Source organism: Rhizobium sp. 25PS6 (assembly GCF_032464655.1).
Classification (GTDB): Bacteria; Pseudomonadota; Alphaproteobacteria; order Rhizobiales; family Rhizobiaceae; genus Rhizobium; species Rhizobium laguerreae.
The window spans coordinates 1-18,682 of sequence record NZ_JAWDIV010000021.1 but is presented as its reverse complement, the minus strand read 5'-3'; the positions used below and the strand labels follow the sequence as shown (position 1 = coordinate 18,682).

Annotated in this window: 20 protein-coding genes and 1 tRNA gene; 9 read left to right on the top strand and 12 right to left on the bottom strand. The window is 61.5% G+C overall.

Features of this window, described 5'->3' with window-relative positions; genetic code table 11:
• Window positions 1-145 precede the first annotated feature (145 nt).
• Window positions 146-454, top strand: coding sequence for a hypothetical protein (locus tag RWK44_RS26640; protein ID WP_003541169.1), 309 nt, complete (start codon window positions 146-148; stop codon window positions 452-454).
• 241 nt (window positions 455-695) lie between these two features.
• Here the strand turns inward: RWK44_RS26640 and RWK44_RS26635 are convergent, their stop codons facing one another.
• The 10 genes from RWK44_RS26635 to RWK44_RS26590 all read right to left on the bottom strand — a co-directional run bounded on the left by RWK44_RS26635 (window position 696) and on the right by RWK44_RS26590 (window position 9,840).
• Entirely contained in the window at window positions 696-998 is a 303-nt protein-coding gene (locus RWK44_RS26635) for a hypothetical protein (protein WP_017961165.1), read from the bottom strand.
• A 204-nt stretch (window positions 999-1,202) separates the two neighbouring features.
• The gene (locus tag RWK44_RS26630; protein ID WP_020050710.1) at window positions 1,203-1,499 is read right to left on the bottom strand and encodes a hypothetical protein; all 297 of its coding nucleotides are present in this window, start codon (window positions 1,497-1,499) and stop codon (window positions 1,203-1,205) included.
• Window positions 1,500-1,654: 155 nt separating this feature from the next.
• Window positions 1,655-1,730: transfer RNA gene (locus RWK44_RS26625), tRNA-Lys, on the bottom strand.
• Between the two features lie 327 nt (window positions 1,731-2,057).
• Window positions 2,058-2,969: a PhzF family phenazine biosynthesis protein gene (locus tag RWK44_RS26620; RefSeq protein ID WP_316029616.1), complete on the bottom strand. Its 912-nt coding sequence runs from the start codon at window positions 2,967-2,969 to the stop codon at window positions 2,058-2,060.
• A gap of 165 nt (window positions 2,970-3,134) precedes the next feature.
• On the bottom strand, window positions 3,135-3,908 hold the full coding sequence (locus RWK44_RS26615; RefSeq protein WP_131666344.1) for an NUDIX hydrolase: 774 nt from the start codon (window positions 3,906-3,908) through the stop codon (window positions 3,135-3,137).
• Window positions 3,905-5,014: an endonuclease/exonuclease/phosphatase family protein gene (locus RWK44_RS26610; protein WP_131639414.1), complete on the bottom strand. Its 1,110-nt coding sequence runs from the start codon at window positions 5,012-5,014 to the stop codon at window positions 3,905-3,907. The genes RWK44_RS26615 and RWK44_RS26610 overlap by 4 nt, the downstream gene beginning before the upstream one ends.
• A 179-nt stretch (window positions 5,015-5,193) precedes the next feature.
• Window positions 5,194-6,213 (bottom strand): ABC transporter ATP-binding protein, encoded by a 1,020-nt coding sequence (locus RWK44_RS26605; RefSeq protein WP_131666345.1) that lies wholly within the window; start codon window positions 6,211-6,213, stop codon window positions 5,194-5,196.
• Entirely contained in the window at window positions 6,201-7,895 is a 1,695-nt protein-coding gene (locus RWK44_RS26600; protein ID WP_025395201.1) for an ABC transporter permease, read from the bottom strand. The genes RWK44_RS26605 and RWK44_RS26600 overlap by 13 nt, the downstream gene beginning before the upstream one ends.
• 7 nt (window positions 7,896-7,902) lie before the next feature.
• Window positions 7,903-8,880, bottom strand: coding sequence for an ABC transporter substrate-binding protein (locus tag RWK44_RS26595; RefSeq protein WP_020050723.1), 978 nt, complete (start codon window positions 8,878-8,880; stop codon window positions 7,903-7,905).
• 192 nt (window positions 8,881-9,072) lie between these two features.
• On the bottom strand, window positions 9,073-9,840 hold the full coding sequence (locus tag RWK44_RS26590) for an alpha/beta fold hydrolase (RefSeq protein ID WP_131666347.1): 768 nt from the start codon (window positions 9,838-9,840) through the stop codon (window positions 9,073-9,075).
• 230 nt (window positions 9,841-10,070) lie between these two features.
• Between RWK44_RS26590 and RWK44_RS26585 the strand changes: the two genes are divergently transcribed.
• From RWK44_RS26585 to RWK44_RS26575, 3 genes are all read left to right on the top strand, one after another.
• Window positions 10,071-10,541 (top strand): MarR family winged helix-turn-helix transcriptional regulator, encoded by a 471-nt coding sequence (locus RWK44_RS26585; protein ID WP_131666348.1) that lies wholly within the window; start codon window positions 10,071-10,073, stop codon window positions 10,539-10,541.
• 215 nt (window positions 10,542-10,756) lie between these two features.
• Window positions 10,757-11,815, top strand: a complete 1,059-nt coding sequence (locus RWK44_RS26580) for an aldo/keto reductase (protein ID WP_316029615.1) — start codon at window positions 10,757-10,759, stop codon at window positions 11,813-11,815.
• A gap of 98 nt (window positions 11,816-11,913) precedes the next feature.
• On the top strand, window positions 11,914-12,957 hold the full coding sequence (locus RWK44_RS26575) for a DUF2278 family protein (RefSeq protein ID WP_131666350.1): 1,044 nt from the start codon (window positions 11,914-11,916) through the stop codon (window positions 12,955-12,957).
• Between the two features lie 302 nt (window positions 12,958-13,259).
• Here RWK44_RS26575 and RWK44_RS26570 read toward each other — a convergent pair whose 3' ends face one another.
• Window positions 13,260-14,480 (bottom strand): aminotransferase-like domain-containing protein, encoded by a 1,221-nt coding sequence (locus RWK44_RS26570; RefSeq protein WP_222012024.1) that lies wholly within the window; start codon window positions 14,478-14,480, stop codon window positions 13,260-13,262.
• Between the two features lie 205 nt (window positions 14,481-14,685).
• Between RWK44_RS26570 and RWK44_RS26565 the strand changes: the two genes are divergently transcribed.
• From RWK44_RS26565 to RWK44_RS26545, 5 genes are all read left to right on the top strand, one after another.
• Window positions 14,686-15,786 carry a branched-chain amino acid aminotransferase gene (locus tag RWK44_RS26565; protein WP_131666352.1) on the top strand — a complete coding sequence of 367 codons (1,101 nt, stop codon included), beginning with the start codon at window positions 14,686-14,688 and terminating at the stop codon, window positions 15,784-15,786.
• A 39-nt stretch (window positions 15,787-15,825) separates the two neighbouring features.
• Complete coding sequence (locus tag RWK44_RS26560) at window positions 15,826-16,002, top strand: type II toxin-antitoxin system VapC family toxin (protein WP_245503928.1); 177 nt, start codon at window positions 15,826-15,828, stop codon at window positions 16,000-16,002.
• 118 nt (window positions 16,003-16,120) lie between these two features.
• Window positions 16,121-16,372, top strand: coding sequence for a ribbon-helix-helix domain-containing protein (locus RWK44_RS26555; RefSeq protein WP_026158760.1), 252 nt, complete (start codon window positions 16,121-16,123; stop codon window positions 16,370-16,372).
• Window positions 16,356-16,691: a type II toxin-antitoxin system RelE/ParE family toxin gene (locus RWK44_RS26550; protein ID WP_011652706.1), complete on the top strand. Its 336-nt coding sequence runs from the start codon at window positions 16,356-16,358 to the stop codon at window positions 16,689-16,691. The genes RWK44_RS26555 and RWK44_RS26550 overlap by 17 nt, the downstream gene beginning before the upstream one ends.
• Window positions 16,681-17,265: a class I SAM-dependent methyltransferase gene (locus tag RWK44_RS26545; RefSeq protein ID WP_077978712.1), complete on the top strand. Its 585-nt coding sequence runs from the start codon at window positions 16,681-16,683 to the stop codon at window positions 17,263-17,265. The genes RWK44_RS26550 and RWK44_RS26545 overlap by 11 nt, the downstream gene beginning before the upstream one ends.
• A 354-nt stretch (window positions 17,266-17,619) precedes the next feature.
• Here RWK44_RS26545 and RWK44_RS26540 read toward each other — a convergent pair.
• Window positions 17,620-18,682: PhoX family protein (locus RWK44_RS26540; protein ID WP_316029614.1), on the bottom strand; the 1,063-nt coding region annotated here is incomplete at its 5' end.

Sequence of the window (18,682 nt, the reverse complement as noted above, 5' to 3'; positions counted from 1 at the left end):
GAGCGACAAAGCCCGCGAATGCGCGGAGCGCCAGTAAAGCGAGAATAATGAGTACGAAAACCCAATCAGCACAAGCGCTTCGGCCCAGAACGGAACAAAATGCCCACTTCGGCATTCTTCTGTCACCGAAAGAGGAGAAAGTACCATGACGTACGACCCCAATAATGCCAACGACCCGAACCGCCCGCTGAACCCAAATCTGGATCTGCGCACCACGCCGAGCGCGCGCAGCAGTAATACGTGGGTTGTCTGGGTCGCTGCATTGGCCGTGATCGCTGTCGCTGCATTCGCCTATTCGCAGTGGAGCACCCCCGGCACATCCCCGGACACGACAGCCTCCACGACCCAATCAGAGCCGGCGCCGGCCAAGCCGATCGCTCCGACCGACAACAGCGCAACGCCTGCACCGGCACCAGCACCGGCCACCCCGCCGGCTGCCCCTGCACAGCAGTAATCGCTGCCCGGTCAGAAGAAGCCGACCCAGTGCCGGCTTCCTCTCGGCTGCGAGCTCTTGAAGATTTTTAAGCAAACCCTATTTAAGGGATACTAAATCTGTCTCTGACGGCTGACGACGGAGGTACTGGCAGCCGTTATCGAGACTGATCGAGGAAGGTCGGTGCGAGTTTCGCCCGGCCTTTTTTCTTGACCTCGTCATCCATGCCGAACAGGCTACCGGCAACGCCTGGATCAGAATATTATTTGGGAATCCTATTATAGAAGGACTGCGGATCGTACACGCACTCGTAGTCGAGGAGGCAAAGCTTGCCATTGGCATCCCTCACTCTCGCGGTGTCGTACTTGTCGCCGAGATTGCATCTGGCCGGCGGATAACGGAAGCTGCGGCCGCCAAAGCCCATGCGCACAAAAACCGCCTTGTCCTTGCGGATGATCTGCGCAAGCTCTTCGCAATTGTGATCCCTGGCATTGACCTCCACCGCCTCCGCGGCAAGAGCGACGGACGGAAACAACAGTGCGACGGCCAGAACAACGCTTTTCATGGAAACTCCTGAATGAGAGAGAGCGAAGGTAGGGCATCGCACCGCGTGCCGCCAGTGCGGGAACCGCCGCAATTATACACTGAGCACAGCTCTGCCTTTTTACCTCTCGTTTTTCATCGTCGCAGGCCTCTGGCTCGCAGGCATGAGACTGAGCGGCGGCGATTGAGGGACACACAAAGAACGATTTTCGGAAAGCGCGATGCGCTAGGGAAAGTTATAGGGCGACGCAGGGTCGAAGACGCAGGAATAGTCAAGGATGCACTGCTTTCCCAGCGCATCGCGCAAACTGGTCGTGGTGCGCTTATCGCCCATGCTGCATTGGGCGGGCGGATAGCGGAAACTGCGGCCGCCGAAACCGACGCGGACAAAGACCTTTTTGTTCTGGCGGATGATCTGCGTAAGCTCACTGCAGCTATGCTCGCTCGCTTTGACGTTCATGACGCCTGCGGCAAAGGCAGGCAACGGCAGAGACAATGCGACGGCAAAAATAACGCTTCTCATAGCCCCCTCCCGATACGCGAGAGGGAGATAGGGCGCACGGACCGACGCGGCCAGTCCCGCGGACAGCGCGAACCATGCCGCTCGCTTCGAGAACAGTTTCCGGCAGGCCGGAAAATCCGGCCTGAATTCGAATATATCAATCTTTTCAAGAAATTTGGTGGGTGATGTAGGGCTCGAACCTACGACCCGCTGATTAAGAGTCAGCTGCTCTACCAACTGAGCTAATCACCCGTTCGCGCTTGGCTGCGCGGTGTGACGGGGCGTATAAACAGGATCGGCAGCCTTGTCCAGCGCATAGCCGAAATTTCTTTGGTTAATCGCGAAGATTTTTCGGTTTGGCTGAAATTCAGCCCATTACCCCGAAAATCGGAATCGATTTTCGGAAAGGATTATGCGCAGATTCAAAGTGATAGAGCGTCGCTTAGCGCGTCCTTGGGCGCGGCGCTCCAATACATGTCGCCCAAAAGTGCGCAGCGGTTTTGGGATAACGACTTGCATAAAACAAAGACTTAAAGCGCGTCGCATGAATCCGGATTGACGCGACGCGCTTTAACGAAATCAAAGGTCGAGCGTGCCGCTGGCCAGCCGCACTGCCTGGCCGCCGATCCGCGCGTTGGAGATTATCCCGCCGTCGACATCGATATGCAGGTGGATGAAGGACGGCCGGCCCATCTCGACGCCCTGCTCGATCATGATCGGGTGATGCCCGTCCGTCAGCCGGTCGAAATGGTGGATCGCACCGGAGAGTGCGGCCGCCGCCGAGCCGGTGGCCGGATCTTCGGCGATGCCCATGCCGCTTGCGAACATGCGCGCATGGAACTTCGCCACGTGGTTGACGCCGCCGCGGCAATAGACATAGGCCGAGGCAAGCGCGCCGTCGACGAAGGGCACGATTTTTTCCCAGAGTTGCGGATCGAATTCCACCCGCTGCGTGGCTCCGACATCGTGCACCGGAATGAGCAGGAAGGGAACGCCGGCGCTCCAGACGGAGGGCACATGATTTTCGAAGCCGATCTCGGTCACCTTCAGCGATAGCGCATCGGCGATGCCGAGCTTGTCGAGCGGCATGATGGCCGGCTGCGATTTGCGCGGCAGGTCGAATTCGGCAAAACTCGCCTCCCCCTCTCTCAGCCGCACCGCGCAGCGCACCGGCCCGACATTTTCCTCGAGCACCGAGACAAGATCGCGCGTAGCAGCACCATGCGCCCGTTCGGCCAGCGCCACCGCCGTACCGACCGTCGGATGGCCGGCAAAGGGCAGTTCGCGCCCCGGCGTGAAGATCCTGAGCTTCGCCGCATAGGCGGGATTGGTCGAAGGCTGCACGAAGACCGTTTCGGAGAGATTGATCTCCCGGGTGATCGCCTGCATCGCCTCGTCGCTGAGATCGTCTCCGTCGAAGATCACCGCCAGCGGATTGCCCGCAAGCTTTCGATCGGTGAACACGTCATAGACGCTGTAGCTTCGCGCCACATCGGCCTCCTTGAATCGTCATCGCGCCGCCAACCTGCCCGACCACGCGAGCGAGTGCAAGGCGCTAAAACGCGTCACGTCAACCGGATTCACACAACGCGCTTTCGATCTTTACGTGATGCGTGTCGTTATCCCGAAACGCTACATGGCTTTGGGCGGCATACATCAACTCCGCTCGGCCTTACCGAAATACCAGTCGATCACGGGCAACATGGCGATGTTATAGGCATGGGCGGAGGGATCGGCCGAGCGGATCGCCACCGCACCCGCGATCTCCTGATCCTCGGCGACGAGCATATGCCGCTCGATCCGCTCGATCATCTCGTCCGCCGTCATGTCGAAGCGGAATAGCCGCAGCAGCGTCACCGTGCGCTTGTTATGGGTGGCGAACAGCCCCTCACCCGCGACGGATTCGGCAAGATCGAGCCCGGTCTCCTCGTGGACTTCGCGGCGCATGTTCGTCTCGATGTCGCAGCGCCCCTCGACGATATCCTCCGGCTCCAGCGAGCCGGCGGCGAAATAGACCTGGCCGGGATTGGCGGTATGGGCGCCCATGCGGATCGCCACCAGTGCGCCGTCGGAGGTCTCGAGCACCGGATAGGCGAAGATGTGAATGCCGCCCTGGCGCTGCGGCTGCCGGCGCCACCACATGAAAGCGGAAAAGGGAATGACGTGGCCCTCGCCGGCAATCCCGTCTTCACCGAGCGATACCAACCGCTGGAACACCATGCGCCCGTCGAACAGCGCCGGATTGGCAGCGGTCTCCCTGACCCAATTCTCCCGGATCGCCGCTTCTTCGGCGGCGACGAGGGGATGGGGACCGGGCAGAATGCGCAGATCCACGCCGGCAATCGGAAAGATCGTCGCCTCCGGCGGCCAGCCGGCGAAATCATCGGAAAAATTGATGTTGGTGAAATTCGCGTTCAAATTTGCATTCATGGGAGATCCAGTGTCATGACGACGGGGCAGTGATCGGACGCCTTCGGCCTGTCCCAGCCGGTGCGCGGATAACGCTCCACCTCCTGCCCCGGCGGGAAGACGGTGCGGTAGGGCTGGCCGCTGCGGATGATTTCGGGCAGGCGGCCGGCATTATGGGCGGCAAGTGCTGGCGAAAGCCAGAGATAGTCGAGTTGGCAAAGCCACTGCTCCTGTGGCCCGCGCGCGTGATAAAGCGTCCAGCGGTCGAGGGGGTCGCGGCGGCGCACGACATTTTCGGCAAAGCCGTCGCGACTGAAAACGTCGAGCGCGCTTTCGGTCTCGTTCTGATATTCGAAGCGATAGCCGGTGCCCCGGCGGCCGATGACATCGACACGCTCCTGATAATCGTTCATGTCTCCGCAGATGGCGAAGCTCTTCGTACCGGCTTGCTCCGCACTGAAGCGATCCTCGATGATGCGGCGCACGGCGCGCGCCTCGGCGCGGCGGATCGGCATGGTCGATTGCCGCCCGTCCAGCCCGTCGCGCGGATTGCCCATCGACTTGAAATGCACGACGTAGAGCGAAAACGGCCGGCCGCCGATCAGAAGGTCAAGCTCCAGGCAGTCGCGCTTGAAGATCTTGTCGTCGATGCGGTTGGTGAGCATCAGCTCCTCATTGAAGAGATCGAGATCGCGATAGGTCGTCATCGCATGGCTTCTGATATCCCGCAGCTCGATCTTCTGGCCGTCGCGCGTTTCCTCGCGCATGACGACGGCAACATCGATGCCGCGGCCGTCATTGCCCTCGACCAGGAATTTCTGCCGGTAGCCGTTTCCAACCATGCGGAAGAGGTAGCCGTATTCGAAGGCCTGAAGGGCGGCCATGTTGTCGATTTCCTGCAGGCAGAGGATATCGGCATCCGCATCGGCGATAGCCAGCGCCGTCATCTGCCTTGTGTCGTCGGTCGCGGCGACTACCCGCGCCTGCTCGAGCTGCTGGTAGACGCCCTCGCTCGACACTTCGAAAAGCTTGATGACGCGGTCTTGGCGCAGCTGGTTGCGGAAGCCGGTGAAATCGAAACGAGTAAGCAGGTTTTCGACATTGAAGGTGGCGAGGCGAAACGACATGGAATGAGTCCGGTTGCGGGCAGTACCTTAACCAGTAGAAGCAGGAGGAAAAGATGGATGCCGCAAGAAAAGTGCGAATGGCCGTGGCTTTCGAAGCCTCGGACGTGATTGCCTGTGACTTAGGCCGCTGACATTTTCCCGCAGCCGCGGCCACTTTTGCGCGACATGCTTTAGACCTCTCAAAGCCGCCACCCGGCGCGGATGACGATGTGTACGACTTCACCGGGCACGACAGGGACGCGGCTGAAGGCGCGCAGCGTCTGGCCGTTGCCGAGCGTCAGTTTCGCAGCATAACGCTCGCCCTCGAAAAGCGCGGATTCGACGGTTGCCGGAGCCCCCTCGCCGCCGATGATCACATCCTCCGGCCGCACGAGGATATCGGTGCCATCGATATTGGTGGCCTGGAGCGCATCCTGCAGTTCATCCCATTCCAGCTGGCGTTCGCCGCCCATTACCGACAGTGTCAGGATCGCGCCGCGCCCGATCAAGCCGCCGACGATGCGCCCTTCAGGCCGCGCGTAGATCTCGGCGGGCGCCGCCACCTGCAGCAGCCGCCCTTCCGACATGACGGCGACGTCGGTCGCGAGTGCCATCGCCTCGCTCTGGTCGTGGGTGACGTAGATCATCGTCGCGCCCGAGCGCTGGTGGAACTCGCGAAAAGTCTCCTCCATCTCCTGTTTCAGGTGCCGGTCGAGATTGGCAAGCGGCTCGTCAAGCAGCACGACGTCAGGCGATGTCACCAGGCAGCGGGCAAGCGCCACGCGCTGTCGCTGGCCGCCGGAAAGCTCGGCCGGGCGCCGTTCGGCGTAGTCGGCGAGCCTGACGGTGCCGAGCGCATCGCGCACCTTCGCCTGGTAGGCTTCGCCCGAGATGCCGCGCACTTTGAGAGGATAGCCGACATTGTCGGCAACACTCATATGCGGCCACAGCGCGTAGGACTGAAACACCATCGCCATGTTGCGCTTTTCCGGCGGCAGCGACTGTGCGGCATCGGCAAGCAATCTCTCGCCGAGATGGATCGAGCCGTCGCTCGGCGTCTCGAAACCGGCGATCATCCGCAGCACTGTCGTCTTGCCGCAACCGGAAGGCCCGAGCAACGCCAGGAAGCCGCCCTCGCGCACATCGAGCGAAAAGCCGCTGACGGCAGCGCGCCCGGTACCGAAATCCTTGCCGAGCTGGTTGAGGATCAACCTCGCCATGGGACCACTCCTTTCGGCAGGCGTTTCGCCAGAAGTTCGAGCAGCAGCATGAGCACGACGACCATGAGGACGACGAGCACCGAAAGCGCCGAGGCGAGATCGGAACTGCCGCTGTCGTCGAGATTGTAGATGGCGACACCGAGCGTCTGGGTGCCCGCCGACCAGAGCAGCGCCGAGATCGTCAGCTCGTTGCAGGCAATCAGAAAGACAAGAATAACGGAGGCGCCGGCGGCCGGCGCAATCAGCGGCACGATGATATCGGCAAGCCGGCGGAAGAAGCCGGCGCCGGAAAGCCGCGCCGCCTCTTCCAGAGCCGGATCGAGCTGGTGGAAGGCGCTGACCACTGGTTTTAGGCTGACGGCGAAGAACGAGGAGAAATAGGCGATCAGGATGATCCATATCGTGCCATAGAGCGACAGGTGGAGGATCGGGATCGGTGCTGCGAACACCAGGATGAAGCAGACCGCCATGACGATGCCGGGCAGCGAATAGGGTATCTCGATCAGACTGGAGACAATGCGGGAAGCCGCATCCCTGCGCCGCGTCAGCGCGTAGGCCGCAAGCACCGTCACCACGAGGAGACCAAGCGCTGTGGCTCCGGCGAGCGACAGCGAATTGATAAAGGCCGTGCGCGTCACCGCCTGCCGGAACAGGATCTCCTCAAAGGCATGCAGCGACATGGTCTTGAAGGTGAGCGGCACGCCATAGGCCGGCACCAGCGCGCCGGCGACCAGCGCGAAGAAGGGTGCTGCCAGCATGAAGAACAGGATCGCCCAGACGAGCGGTGTGAAAGCAAGGCGCCAGGCGCCGAGCTCGAAGGCCGCACTCGCTCCAGATAAGCCGATGACGCGGTAGTCGCGGCCGCGCAACGCCCGGTCCTGTATTATCAGCCCGACGACCGAGATGATGGCGATGATCGCCGAGAGCACGGCGACATCACCGAAGGTGCGGCTGGTGAAGGCGGAGAACTTGGTGAAGATCAACGTCGGCAGCGTGAAAATCGAGGCCGGAATGCCGAGAATGGCGGGAATGCCGAAATTGCCGGTGCAGGAGACGAAGGAGATCGCCGCACCCGCAATGATGCCGGGCAGCGACAGCGGCAAGATGATATCGCGGAACACCTGCAAGCTGGAAGCGCCGGAAAGCCGTGCGGCTTCGACGCCATCGCGCGGCAGCGTCATCAGCCCGGCTCGGAGCGCCAGATAGACCAGCGGCGCATGCTGCACGCCATAGAGCAGCGCGATGCCACCCACCGAATAGAGCGGCTGCGGCGAACCGAGTGGCGGGGCGATGTGCAGCGCCTTCAGCAACGGGCTGGAGGGGCCGGACATCTGCACCCAGGCAAGCGCCGTCACTTGCGGCGGAATCATCATCGGCAGCACGAAGAAGAAGCTGAGCAGCCCCTTGGCGCGGATATCGGTCAGCGTCAGCAGGAAGGCAAAGAGGCAGCCGATGACGAGCGAGATGATCGTGCCCAGGATGGCGGTGACGACGGTGTAATAGGTCGCCGACCACAGCGACGCCTCGCTCAAAACATCAATCACGCCGCCATCGGCGAAGGCCGCCATTCCGACCAAGGCGAGGCGGGCGAGCGGCAGCACGCTGAGGATCAGGACGATGATGACGACAAAAGGAAACAGCCAGGCGGGCTGGCTGTTTCCGGTTTTGATGTATCCGTACATGAAAGGATCAGTTCGAGCCGTAGATGCCCGAGAAGGTCTTGAGATCCTGGTCGGTATTCTTCAATGCTTCGGCCGCCTTGATCGGCAGGACCTTGATGGTGTCGCGCGCCGGAAAGCCTTCCGGCAGCTTCATGCCGTTACGGGCCGGGATGTAGCCGAGCTTCAGGAAGCCTTCCTGGCCCGTTTCGGAGAGCACGTAATCGACGAATTTCCTGGCGGCATCGGCATTTTTGGTGCTGGCGAGGATGCCGACAGGCTCGGTGACGGCCGAAACGCCTTCGCTCGGGAATACGAACTCGACGGGCGCGCCCTTGGCCTTCTCGCGGATCGGCATGTAGTCAACGACCATGCCATAGGCCTTTTCGCCCGAGGCGACCGACTTCAGCACGGCGCCGTTGCCACCGGCTGCAATCGCGCCGTTTTCCGCAAGCGACTTGTAGAAGTCCCAGCCGAGTCCCGGAACGGCCGCAAGCGTCTGGGCGTGGATGAGGGCCGCACCCGAGGCAAGCGGGCTCGGCATGGTGACGAGGCCCTTGGCTTCCGGCTTCGTCAGGTCCTTCCAGCTCGCAGGTTTCATCGCGGCCGAGGTATTGTACATGATGCCGGTGGTGATCAGCTTGGTGGAGTAGTAATAGCCGTCGGCGTCATAAAGGGCGGCGTCGTACCCTGCGGCTTCCGGCGACTTGTAGGCCAAGAGCTTGCCGTCTTCCTTGAGGCGCTCCAGCGTCACCATGTCGGCAATGAGGAGAATGTCGGCGACCGGGTTGCCGGCCTGGATCTCGGCCTGGAGTTTCGCCATGATCTTCGGCGTGCCGTCGCGTACCCAGTCGACCTTGATATCGGGATTGGCGGCCATGAAGCCATCGACCGTCGCCTGCGCGTCTTCGTTCGGCTGGCTGGTGTAGAGAACCAGGTTTGCGGCCGAAGCCGGAATGGCAAAGAGGCTCGCGGCGACAAGTGCTGCGGCGGAGACGATCGTTTTCATGGGAGGGGTCCTCGATTTCGATACCCCTCCCTTATTAGGGGTCGTTGACAGAGATGTGACAGGGCGCCGCGGTTGGTCCACGCCCCGCGCCACAGCTTTCCCATCGACCGGTCGTGACCTCGCCATGCGCGGACAAAACCTCCGCAGCGGCCGACCACGGCGCTCACACGCCGTGGCCCCTCGGATCGAATACTACTTTGCAGCTTCTTCGATCAGTTCAGCCACCTTCTCGGGATGCGACACCATCACGACGTGGGAGGCGCCATCGACCACCACGGTCCGCTTGGAGCCTGCCCGCTCGGCCATGAAGCCTAGGGCTGCGGCCGGGATGTTCTTGTCGCCGGTGCCGTAGACAAACCACGACGGCAGCTTCTTCCAGGCGGGTTCGCCGGATTTGTCGGTCAGGGCGTCCTCGGTGACTGGACGTTGGGCAGCCGCCATCAGGGCCGCCTGCTCGGCCGGCACGTCGCTGGCGAACTGATCATGGAACTTCGCCTGGTCGATATAGAGATCGACACCGCCGGTGCTGAGCTTTACCGGGGCCGCCAGCGCTCCGCTCAGCGTGCCGCCCGGAAACTTGCCGGCAAGATCGGCAACCGATTCCCCTGCATCAGGGGCGAAGGCCGCGACATAGACCAGCGACTTGACGTTGTCGTGGCCGTTGGCCGCGGTCGAAATGACCTGGCCGCCATAGGAATGGCCGACGAGGACCACGGGGCCGGCGATGCTGCCGACCACGTCGGAGACATAGGCAGCGTCATTCGCAACGCTACGCAGCGGATTGGCCGCTGCCACGACAGAAAAGCCATCCTTGCGCAGGATTTCAACGACGCCGTTCCAACTGGATGAATCGGCAAAGGCGCCATGGACGAGGACAACGGTCGGCTTGGCCGGCTGGGCAACAGCAGCACCGGAAAGAAGAGCGCCTGCCAGGGCGACGGCAGCAGCAAACTTGAACATTGGTCATTTCCTTTCGTCGGTTGAGTTTCAAAGGAACCGAATCGGGAGCCACAAGGGATTCATGTGCTTGCGCATCCGTTGACGCAGCAAACCTCTGCAGCTTTCCGTGTTTGGCGTATACTTTGTGAGCGATTTCTTTGTACGCTATCTAATTAGGCCGCCTCACTTGCCGAGTCAATAGCTTGCAAATAGATCGCGCACAAATTATATTGAGATCAAAGGAGAGCGTGATGAAAGAAACCAGATCAAATGATCTCGCTGACGTGCCCAAGATCGATGAAATGCTTTGCTTTTCGATCTATTCGGCAAGCCACGTCTTTAACCAGCTTTACCGTCCCCTGCTCGACGAGCTGGAACTCACCTATCCGCAATTCCTTGTCATGACGGCTTTGTGGGCGCGCGACGAACGCACGGTGAAGGATCTCGGCGGGACGCTTTTTCTCGACTCCAGCACCCTCACGCCGCTGCTGAAGCGGCTGGAAAATGTTGGGCTCGTCACACGCAACCGAAATCCCGCTGATGAGCGCCAGGTGCTCTTGCGCCTGACGAAGAAGGGACTGGCTCTCAAGAGCCGTGCCACTCATGTGTTCGACTGCATCGGCAAGGCCGTCGGTCTCGACGCCGAGACTGTCAACAAGATTCGGGACACGATTGCTTCGCTTCGCGACAATATTCACAACAAGGACAAGCACGAGAGCTGATGCGGCCTCCGGCGCGTCGACTGCGCCAAGACGATTTCCGTCGACAAGCCGATGACATATTGTACGATCTGCCGCCCGGCTCGTGATCGGCCATAGCCGCCACATGACCGGAAGATGCCGGCGCTCAGGAATCTTTACCTAAGCCTCGCGAACACGCCGCCATTGCCATCTCGGAGCGTTGAAGTACGTCAGTCTCGTTTAAAGGAGGAGTTCCAATGGAATATCGTTTGCTTGGCCGTTCCGGCCTGAAGATTTCCACATTGACCATGGGCACGATGACCTTCGGCGGCGTCGGTTGGGCGAAGATGGTCGGCGATCTCGGCACCTCCGAGGCGAAAAAGATGATCGATATGTGCATCGATGCCGGCATCAACCTGATCGACACCGCCAACGCCTATTCATCAGGCGAATGCGAAAACATCATCGGTGACGTGCTCTGCGGTAAGCGGCCGCAAGGCGTGTTGCTCGCCACCAAGGCCCGCTTCAGCATGGGCGACGGCCCGAACGACCAGGGTCTGTCGCGCTACCACCTGATCCGCGAATGCGAGGCGAGCCTCAAGCGCCTGAAGACCGATGTCATCGACCTGTACCAAGTGCATGAATGGGACGGCCAGACGCCGCTCGAAGAGACGATGGAAGCGCTCGACACCCTGATCAGACAGGGCAAGGTGCGTTATGTCGGCTGCTCGAATTATTCCGGCTGGCACATCATGAAGGCGCTCGGCATCGCCAACGAGCACAGGTACCAGCGCTTCGTGAGCCAGCAAATCCACTATACGCTGGAAGCCCGCGACGCCGAATACGAGCTGCTGCCAATCTCGATCGACCAGGGCCTCGGCGTGCTGGTCTGGAGCCCGCTCGCCGGCGGCCTGCTCTCCGGCAAGCATCGCCGCAACCAGGCAGCGCCCGAAGGTACGCGCCAGTTCGCCGGCTGGACCGAACCGCCGATCCGCGACGAGAACCGCCTCTGGAATATCGTCGAGACGCTGGTCGCGATCGGTGAGGAACGCGGCGTTTCCGCCGCACAGGTGGCGCTCGCCTGGCTGATCGGCCGCAAGGCGGTGACGTCGGTCATCATCGGCGGCCGCACCGAAGCCCAGTTCCGCGACAACATCGCAGCCGCCGAGCTGAAGCTCACGGACGAGGAGCGCAAGCGCCTCGACGCGGTCAGCCTGCCGCCGGTGATCTATCCCTACTGGCACCAGCTGAACACGGTGAGCGACAGGCTTGGTGAAGCCGATCTCGAGCTTTTCGGACCGCATCTTCAGCAATAGCGTCGGCGCTCCTCCCTTGCACGGTGAAAGATATGCGTCACAAAAGATGCACTTTCACCGTGCTACCATGAGATCCCGCCACCGCAGCGAGGGTTTCCATGCTGAAGAACTACAAGGTCCTGAAGGGTACGGCGAGCGCACTCGCCCTTGATGACGACAACGATCCCCATATCGAGATCCGCATCGAGGCGGACGGCGTCAGCTACCGCATCGCGCTGAACGTCCGCTCGAAGATGTCACCGCACGACCTCCTCTACGCCAATATCGTCGATTTCAAGCATCCGGCACTGACGGACGCGCTCGAAGCCCTGCCGATGGGCCTGACCGACATCCGCAAGGACCGTCCGGAGCTTGCGATCGACTACGTCCGCGGCGGGCTGATCGAGCGCGAGGACATGAATGTCGCGCCCTTCCAGCTTTCCGGCCCGAAGAACGATCTCAGGGAATTCATCGAACCGATCGTCGAGGAAGGCATTGCCGATCCCGACATCCATTTCTATGCCTTCGGCGAGGCCTGGGGCCCCGAGCATAACAAGCCCGACCAATATTTCGATTTCGAGCCTGGCAACGGCATCCACGACATCCACATGAACCAGGGCGACGGCGGCAGCTTCAAGGCCACCAATGGGCCGAACCAGGACGGCGCGCTGCTCGTCCATTTCAACGATACCGACGAATGGGCGGCGATCTTCCTCTGCTTCCAGTCCCAGAACTGGAACACCGATGCGGCGACCGGCCATCCCGTTTCGGAGAACCGCGGCGGCCAGGGCCGCGGCGAAGGCACACGCCGGCCGCAGCCGATCGTCGCCTCGTCGCTGCGCATCGTCGCCGCGCTGATCAACCCGGTCAACGGCGAAGGCGGCACCGAGGCCGAAACGGTGACGATCATCAACCGCTCCGACATGGAGGCATCGCTCGAAGGCTGGAAGCTGGAGGACGAAAACGGCAGAACCCAGACGCTGTCGGGATCGCTTAGCGCAGGCGAGCTGCGCACCATAGCGCTCGATGCCGCAGCCGGCGGCCCGCAGCTTGCCAACCGGGGCGGCGACATCATCCTGCGCAACGCCGACGGCGCCGTCGCCGATCGGGTCGGTTACGGCAAGAGCGAGACGGCGAACGAAGGCTGGACGACGATCTTCTGATCGGCGCCCTGCCTGCTGTTTTGCAAAACGGGAAGTCCAGGGAGCTGCATGGCATATCCCACATGTTGCCCTTCGCTTGCGCTCCGTGCATTCGCGGCTCTGCCGCTCACCCCTCAACCGGCTGCCGCCACCTTCTCCCCGCTGGGGAGAAGAGATTTGTGGCGACGCCTCGCCTCCTCGAAAGCGTTCGTCATGGAAGCGAGAGCTTACGGCTTGCTTCTTCTTCTCCCCAGCGGGGAGAAGGTGGCCTGAAGGGTCGGATGAAGGGCCGCACGGCACGCCCTCTCCTCAACCTCTCACGCTCAGCTACCGATCTCGGCCGAGATCAGCGCGCTCAGGCGGCCTATGCCGTCCTCGATCATCTGCTCGTTGGCGCAGGAGAAGCTGAGGCGGAAGGTGTTGGCGCCGGAACCATCGGCGAAGAACGCCTTGCCGGGCACGAAGGCGACCTTGGCGGTTTCGAGCGATTTCGCCAGCAACTTGGCGCCGTCCATGCCCTCCGGCAGCGTGATCCAGATGAACATGCCGCCCTCCGGCTTCGTCCAGCTGGTGCCTTCCGGCATGTATTTCTCAAGTGCGGTCAGCATGCAGTCGCGGCGTTGGCTATAGGCGCCCTTGATCTTGGCGACCTGCGCATCGAAGCCGCGCTCGGCGACATCTGATATCGCCATCTGGTTGATCGTCGAAGAATGCAGGTCGGCCGCCTGCTTCATCAGCACCAGCTTGCGGATGACGGGCGCATTGGCGACGATGAAGCCGACGCGAAGGCCGGGCGCCAGCGTCTTCGAGAAGCTGCCGCAATAGATCGTGCGCGTATCGTTGATATGGCCCTTCTCGGCTATCTCCAGCGCCAGGATCGGCGGGATCGGATCGCCGTCGTAACGCAGCGACTGGTAGGCCGCATCCTCGATGACGGCGATGTCGAGATCTTCCGCCAGCGCCAGGACCTTCTTGCGGCCGTCAAGATCGACGGTCTCGCCGGTCGGATTGGAGAAGTCAGTGGAGAGATAGGCGAACTTTACCTTGCCGCCGGCAGCGGAAGCGGACGCACGGTAGGACTCGGGCGTCCGGTTGCCGTTCGGCGTCAGCTGGTCGTAGACCGGTTCATAGGCATTGAAGGCCTGCAGCGCGCCGAGATAGGTCGGCCATGTCACGAGTGCGGTGTCATCAGGCGACAGGAAGAGTTTGCCGAGATAATCGAGGCCCTGCTGCGAACCGGACACGATGAAAACGTTGTCGAGTTCGCAGGGGATGGCGAGAGCCGCCATCTGCCCGACCAGCCATTCGCGCAGCGGCTTGTAGCCTTCGCTGACCGAATATTGCAGCGCCGCGTTGACGGCGGCGCCGTCGAAGATATCGGCATAGGCCTGCTTGAATTCCTGATCGGGAAAGAGCGCCGGATCCGGAATGCCGCCGGCAAATGAGATGATGTCCGGCCGGTCGAGAAGCTTCAAGAGCTCGCGGATCTCGGATGCGCGCATGCGCGACGAGCGCGACGCAATCATGGTGTCCCAGTTCAGCATGGAGTTTCCTCATATTTTCTATACCGCCGACAAACCATGCCGCCGGAATTATGTCAATAATACTGACCTATTTTCTTGTCATGGTGACAAGAAAGCGATGATTCCTCTGATCGATGCCGAAACCGGCTGATTCAGGCCTTTCCAAGACCAGCCCGGCGGCGGTAGTGTCGCCGCCACTATTCAATGTACTACCAAGGTGCCAGCAATGACCGCTACGACGACCTCTCCTGAAATCAAAATCGAACTGCACAAGTCTCCCGTCTCGGACGCCGATCGCATCCAGGCACTGGAGACGCCCGGCTTCGGCAAGGTCTTCACGGATCATATGGTCCTGGCACGATGGACTGCCGACAAGGGTTGGCACGATGCCAAGGTTACGCCGAGGCGTCCTCTGGAGCTCGATCCTGCGAGCGCCGTGCTGCACTATGCTCAGGAAATTTTCGAAGGCATGAAAGCCTACAAGGCAGACGATGGCCGGATTCTGCTCTTTCGGCCCGAAGAAAACGCCCGCCGCTTCGCGCAGTCGGCGACCCGCATGGCGATGCCTCCTGTGCCCGAAGAACTCTTCTTGAAGGCGGTCGAAGAACTGGTCCGCGTTGACAAGGCCTGGATTCCATCCGGCGACGCCAGTCTTTACCTTCGCCCCTTCATGTTCGCCAACGAGGCGTTTCTCGGCGTTCGTCCGGCTCAGGAGTATGTCTTCTGCATCATCGCCTCTCCGGTCGGCGCCTACTTCAAAGGCGGAGCGAAGGCGGTCTCCCTATGGGTCGAGACCGAATACACCCGTGCTGCCGCCGGTGGCACCGGTGCTGCAAAATGCGGCGGAAACTACGCAGCCAGCCTCGTGGCGCAAGCGGAAGCCGCGAAGAAGGATTGCGATCAGGTCGTCTTCCTTGATGCAGCCGAGCATCGCTGGGTCGAGGAACTCGGCGGCATGAACGTCTTCTTCGTCATGAATGACGGATCGGTGGTCACCCCGCCTCTTGGCGGCACGATCCTGCCGGGTATCACCCGGGCCTCGGTGATCGTGCTCGCCGAAGAAAAGGGCTTGCGCGTCGAGCAGCGTCCGTACTCCTTCGAAGAATGGCGGCAGGACGCAACCAGCGGCAAGCTCGTCGAAGCCTTCGCTTGCGGCACTGCCGCGGTCCTGGCGGGCATCGGCCTGGTTCGACATGCCGGCGGCGAGTTTCTGGTCGGAGACGGACAGACCGGTAAGTTGACCAGCGAACTGCGCCAGCAACTCGTCAGTCTGCAGAAAGGCGTAACCAACGATGAGCGCGGCTGGACGCGCCTTATTCCGGCCTGAACTCCCGACGCTTCACGCGAATGGCGGCGTCACACCGGCTTGGTGGACACCGCCTCCGCCTCGCCCAGAAAAGCCGTCGGGCTGACGATCTATTCCGCCCTCGCCGCGGCAATTCATAAACTCGCCACCGCGGAGTGCCACGATGCCGATATCCTGACCTGCGACGCCCATTTCAAGGGTCTCGAACGCGTCATCTATATCGATAAAAAAGACTGATCCGCATGTGACCCAAGCCCTCGACGGCGCGGCACAACGCTTCTATCACAAACTGGGAAATGATAATCTGGCATCTGGAATGGCTGATAACCGGCATGTGCAGGCGGCACCGAATCCAATGGCGAAAATGACGATCTCGCTTCCGGATAATCTGGCGGAATACGTCGAAAACCGTGTCGCAAGCGGTAGATACAGCAGTGCCGACGCATTCCTGGCGGAGCTTGTTCTGAAGGATCAGCTCCATCATAAGCTTGACGACGAAGAACTGCGCAACATTCTGAGACAGGCTGAGGAAAGCGGCCCGAGCGAGCGACGCATTCCCGACATCCTGTCGGAAACGAAGGCAAAGCTGCGTGACAACCACCTATAGGCTGACCCGAACCGCGTACTCCGTGCTATCGGGCATCGACGAATATGCTTGCCTCAATTTCGGCGAGGCGCAGGCAGACGCCTATCTTCTCGACTGGGACAGGATTTTCGTGCTTCTTTCGCATGCTCCCTCCATGGGAGAAGAGTGCGACGAACTCGGCGCTGGCCTTCGCCGCCTCCTCCACATGCGCCACGTCGCCTTCTACCGGGTGACGTCGGAAGGGATTGTCGTCATTGACATCATCGACGCCGACCGGCTTCCTGAAAGACATCTCCAATCCAACCGACGCCCGCGATCGGCCGAACAGCATGCCTCTTGACCGCACCTCCGCCTTCTATGAGGAAAATGCCGAGACATACGCCAAGCGGGTGCGCAGCCTGCCGAAGCAGCTCGATGGCTTCCTCGCCGGGCTTGCGCCGGGTGCGGCAATCCTCGAGCTCGGCTGCGGCGGCGGGCAGGACAGCGCCTACATGCTAGCGCACGGTTTCGACGTGACGCCGACGGATGGCTCGACCGAGCTTGCAAGACAAGCGGAGGCGCTGATCGGCAGGCCGGTGAGGGTCATGCTGTTCCAGGAGCTCGACGCCGACAGCGCCTTCGACGGCGTCTGGGCGCATGCAAGCCTTCTCCATGTTCCAAGATCTGAGCTGCCCGACGTCTTCGCCCGCATCCGGCGCGCGCTGAGGACGGGCGGCATCATTCACGCGACCTTCAAGGCAGGGGAAGCGGAGGGCCATGACGGCTTCGGCCGCTATTACAACTATCCCTCTGCCGACGGACTGTTGGCGCTTCTGACAAAAGGCGGCTGGCGTGACATCACCATCGAGGAAAACGACGGCGGCGGTTATGACGGTGAGCCGACACGGTGGATCACGGTGATGGCGCATCGGTAGAGGCTGCTTGCTTTCCGGGCTGAGCGTCCATTCCCGGTTGAGATCATGATCTTATTCGTAGAGGCGGATTTCTCTGCAGTTGACGGAGGTCTATGTCTCGCTTTGCCCCGTCAATTTTTGCGGCTGCTATCTGAAATCCAAACCGTGCTTCAAGAAACCCTGCATCCATAGCAGGCTACTTCTCAATGGGTCGGGATGACCTTGAGTTTCCCACCGATACGACGGCCACGCCCGTGCTCAAAATGAGAGCTACATAACGCACATACGGGCGCGGCGACAGGCGGCCGGAAGATGGGCTCATCCACGGCCGCCAGAGGGCATTTACAGCGAGGTGGCAGCCTCCGTGTTCAACCGTCAGACGGCAATCTTGCCACCGCCAACCTTGGTGATGGCGACGACCGCAGGCCGCACTGGCATGTCGGGCTTGAAGTCCGGCCAGCGGGTCGAAAGGTCCTCGTAATAGGACGGGCGGCCATGGCCCGGCCAGTCCTCGCCGCCATCGGCGGGATGCTGCACGGCGACGAAGGCGGTCTCGTCGTCCGGCGTGAAAAGCGGGCCGCACATTTCGGCGCCGACCGGCACGCGGAAGAACAGCTTCGAAGTGGCGCGCGCCGCCCCTTCCGTATCGACGGCCCACAGACCGTCGGTGCGGCCGGTGGCCTTGTTGTTGTTGCCGTCGGTCGAAACCCAGAGGCGGCCGGCAGCATCGACGGCGCAGTTGTCGGGCATGCCGAACCAGCCGTTCTTGGTCGTTTCGGTGGAGAAGGTCGCACCGACGGCCGCAACCGAGGGATCGCCGCACTTCAGGAGCACTTCCCACTTGCCCGATGTGGCAGTGAAATCGCCGTCGTTTTCAGAGATCTCGATGATGTGGCCGAAGGCGTTTTCCGCGCGCGGATTTGCGGCATCCACCTGGTCGGCCTTGCGGCGGGTGTTGTTGGTCAGCATGACATAGACCTTGCCGTTGACGCTGTTCGGCTGGACGTCTTCCGGGCGGTCCATCTTGGTGGCGCCGAGCGCGTCACCGGCGCGACGACATTCGATCAGCACGTCAGCCTGGCTGGTGAAACCGTTTTCCGCCGTCAGCGGACCCTGGCCGAAGACCAGCGGCAGCCACTGCATGGTGCCGTCCTCGTTGAACTTGGCGACATGAAGCGTGCCGCTGTCGAGCAGGTTCATGTTGGCGGCGCGATCATTCGGGTTGAACGCTGCTGATGTCACGAACTTGTAGACGTAGTCGAAGCGCTCGTCGTCGCCGAGATAGAAGACGACCTTGCCGTTCTTGGCGACGATCGACTCGGCGCCCTCGTGTTTGGTGCGGCCGAGCGCGGTTCGCTTCTTCGGCGCCGACGTCGGGTCCATGACGTCGACCTCGACGATCCAGCCGAAACGGTTCGGCTCGTTCGGCTCCTTGGAA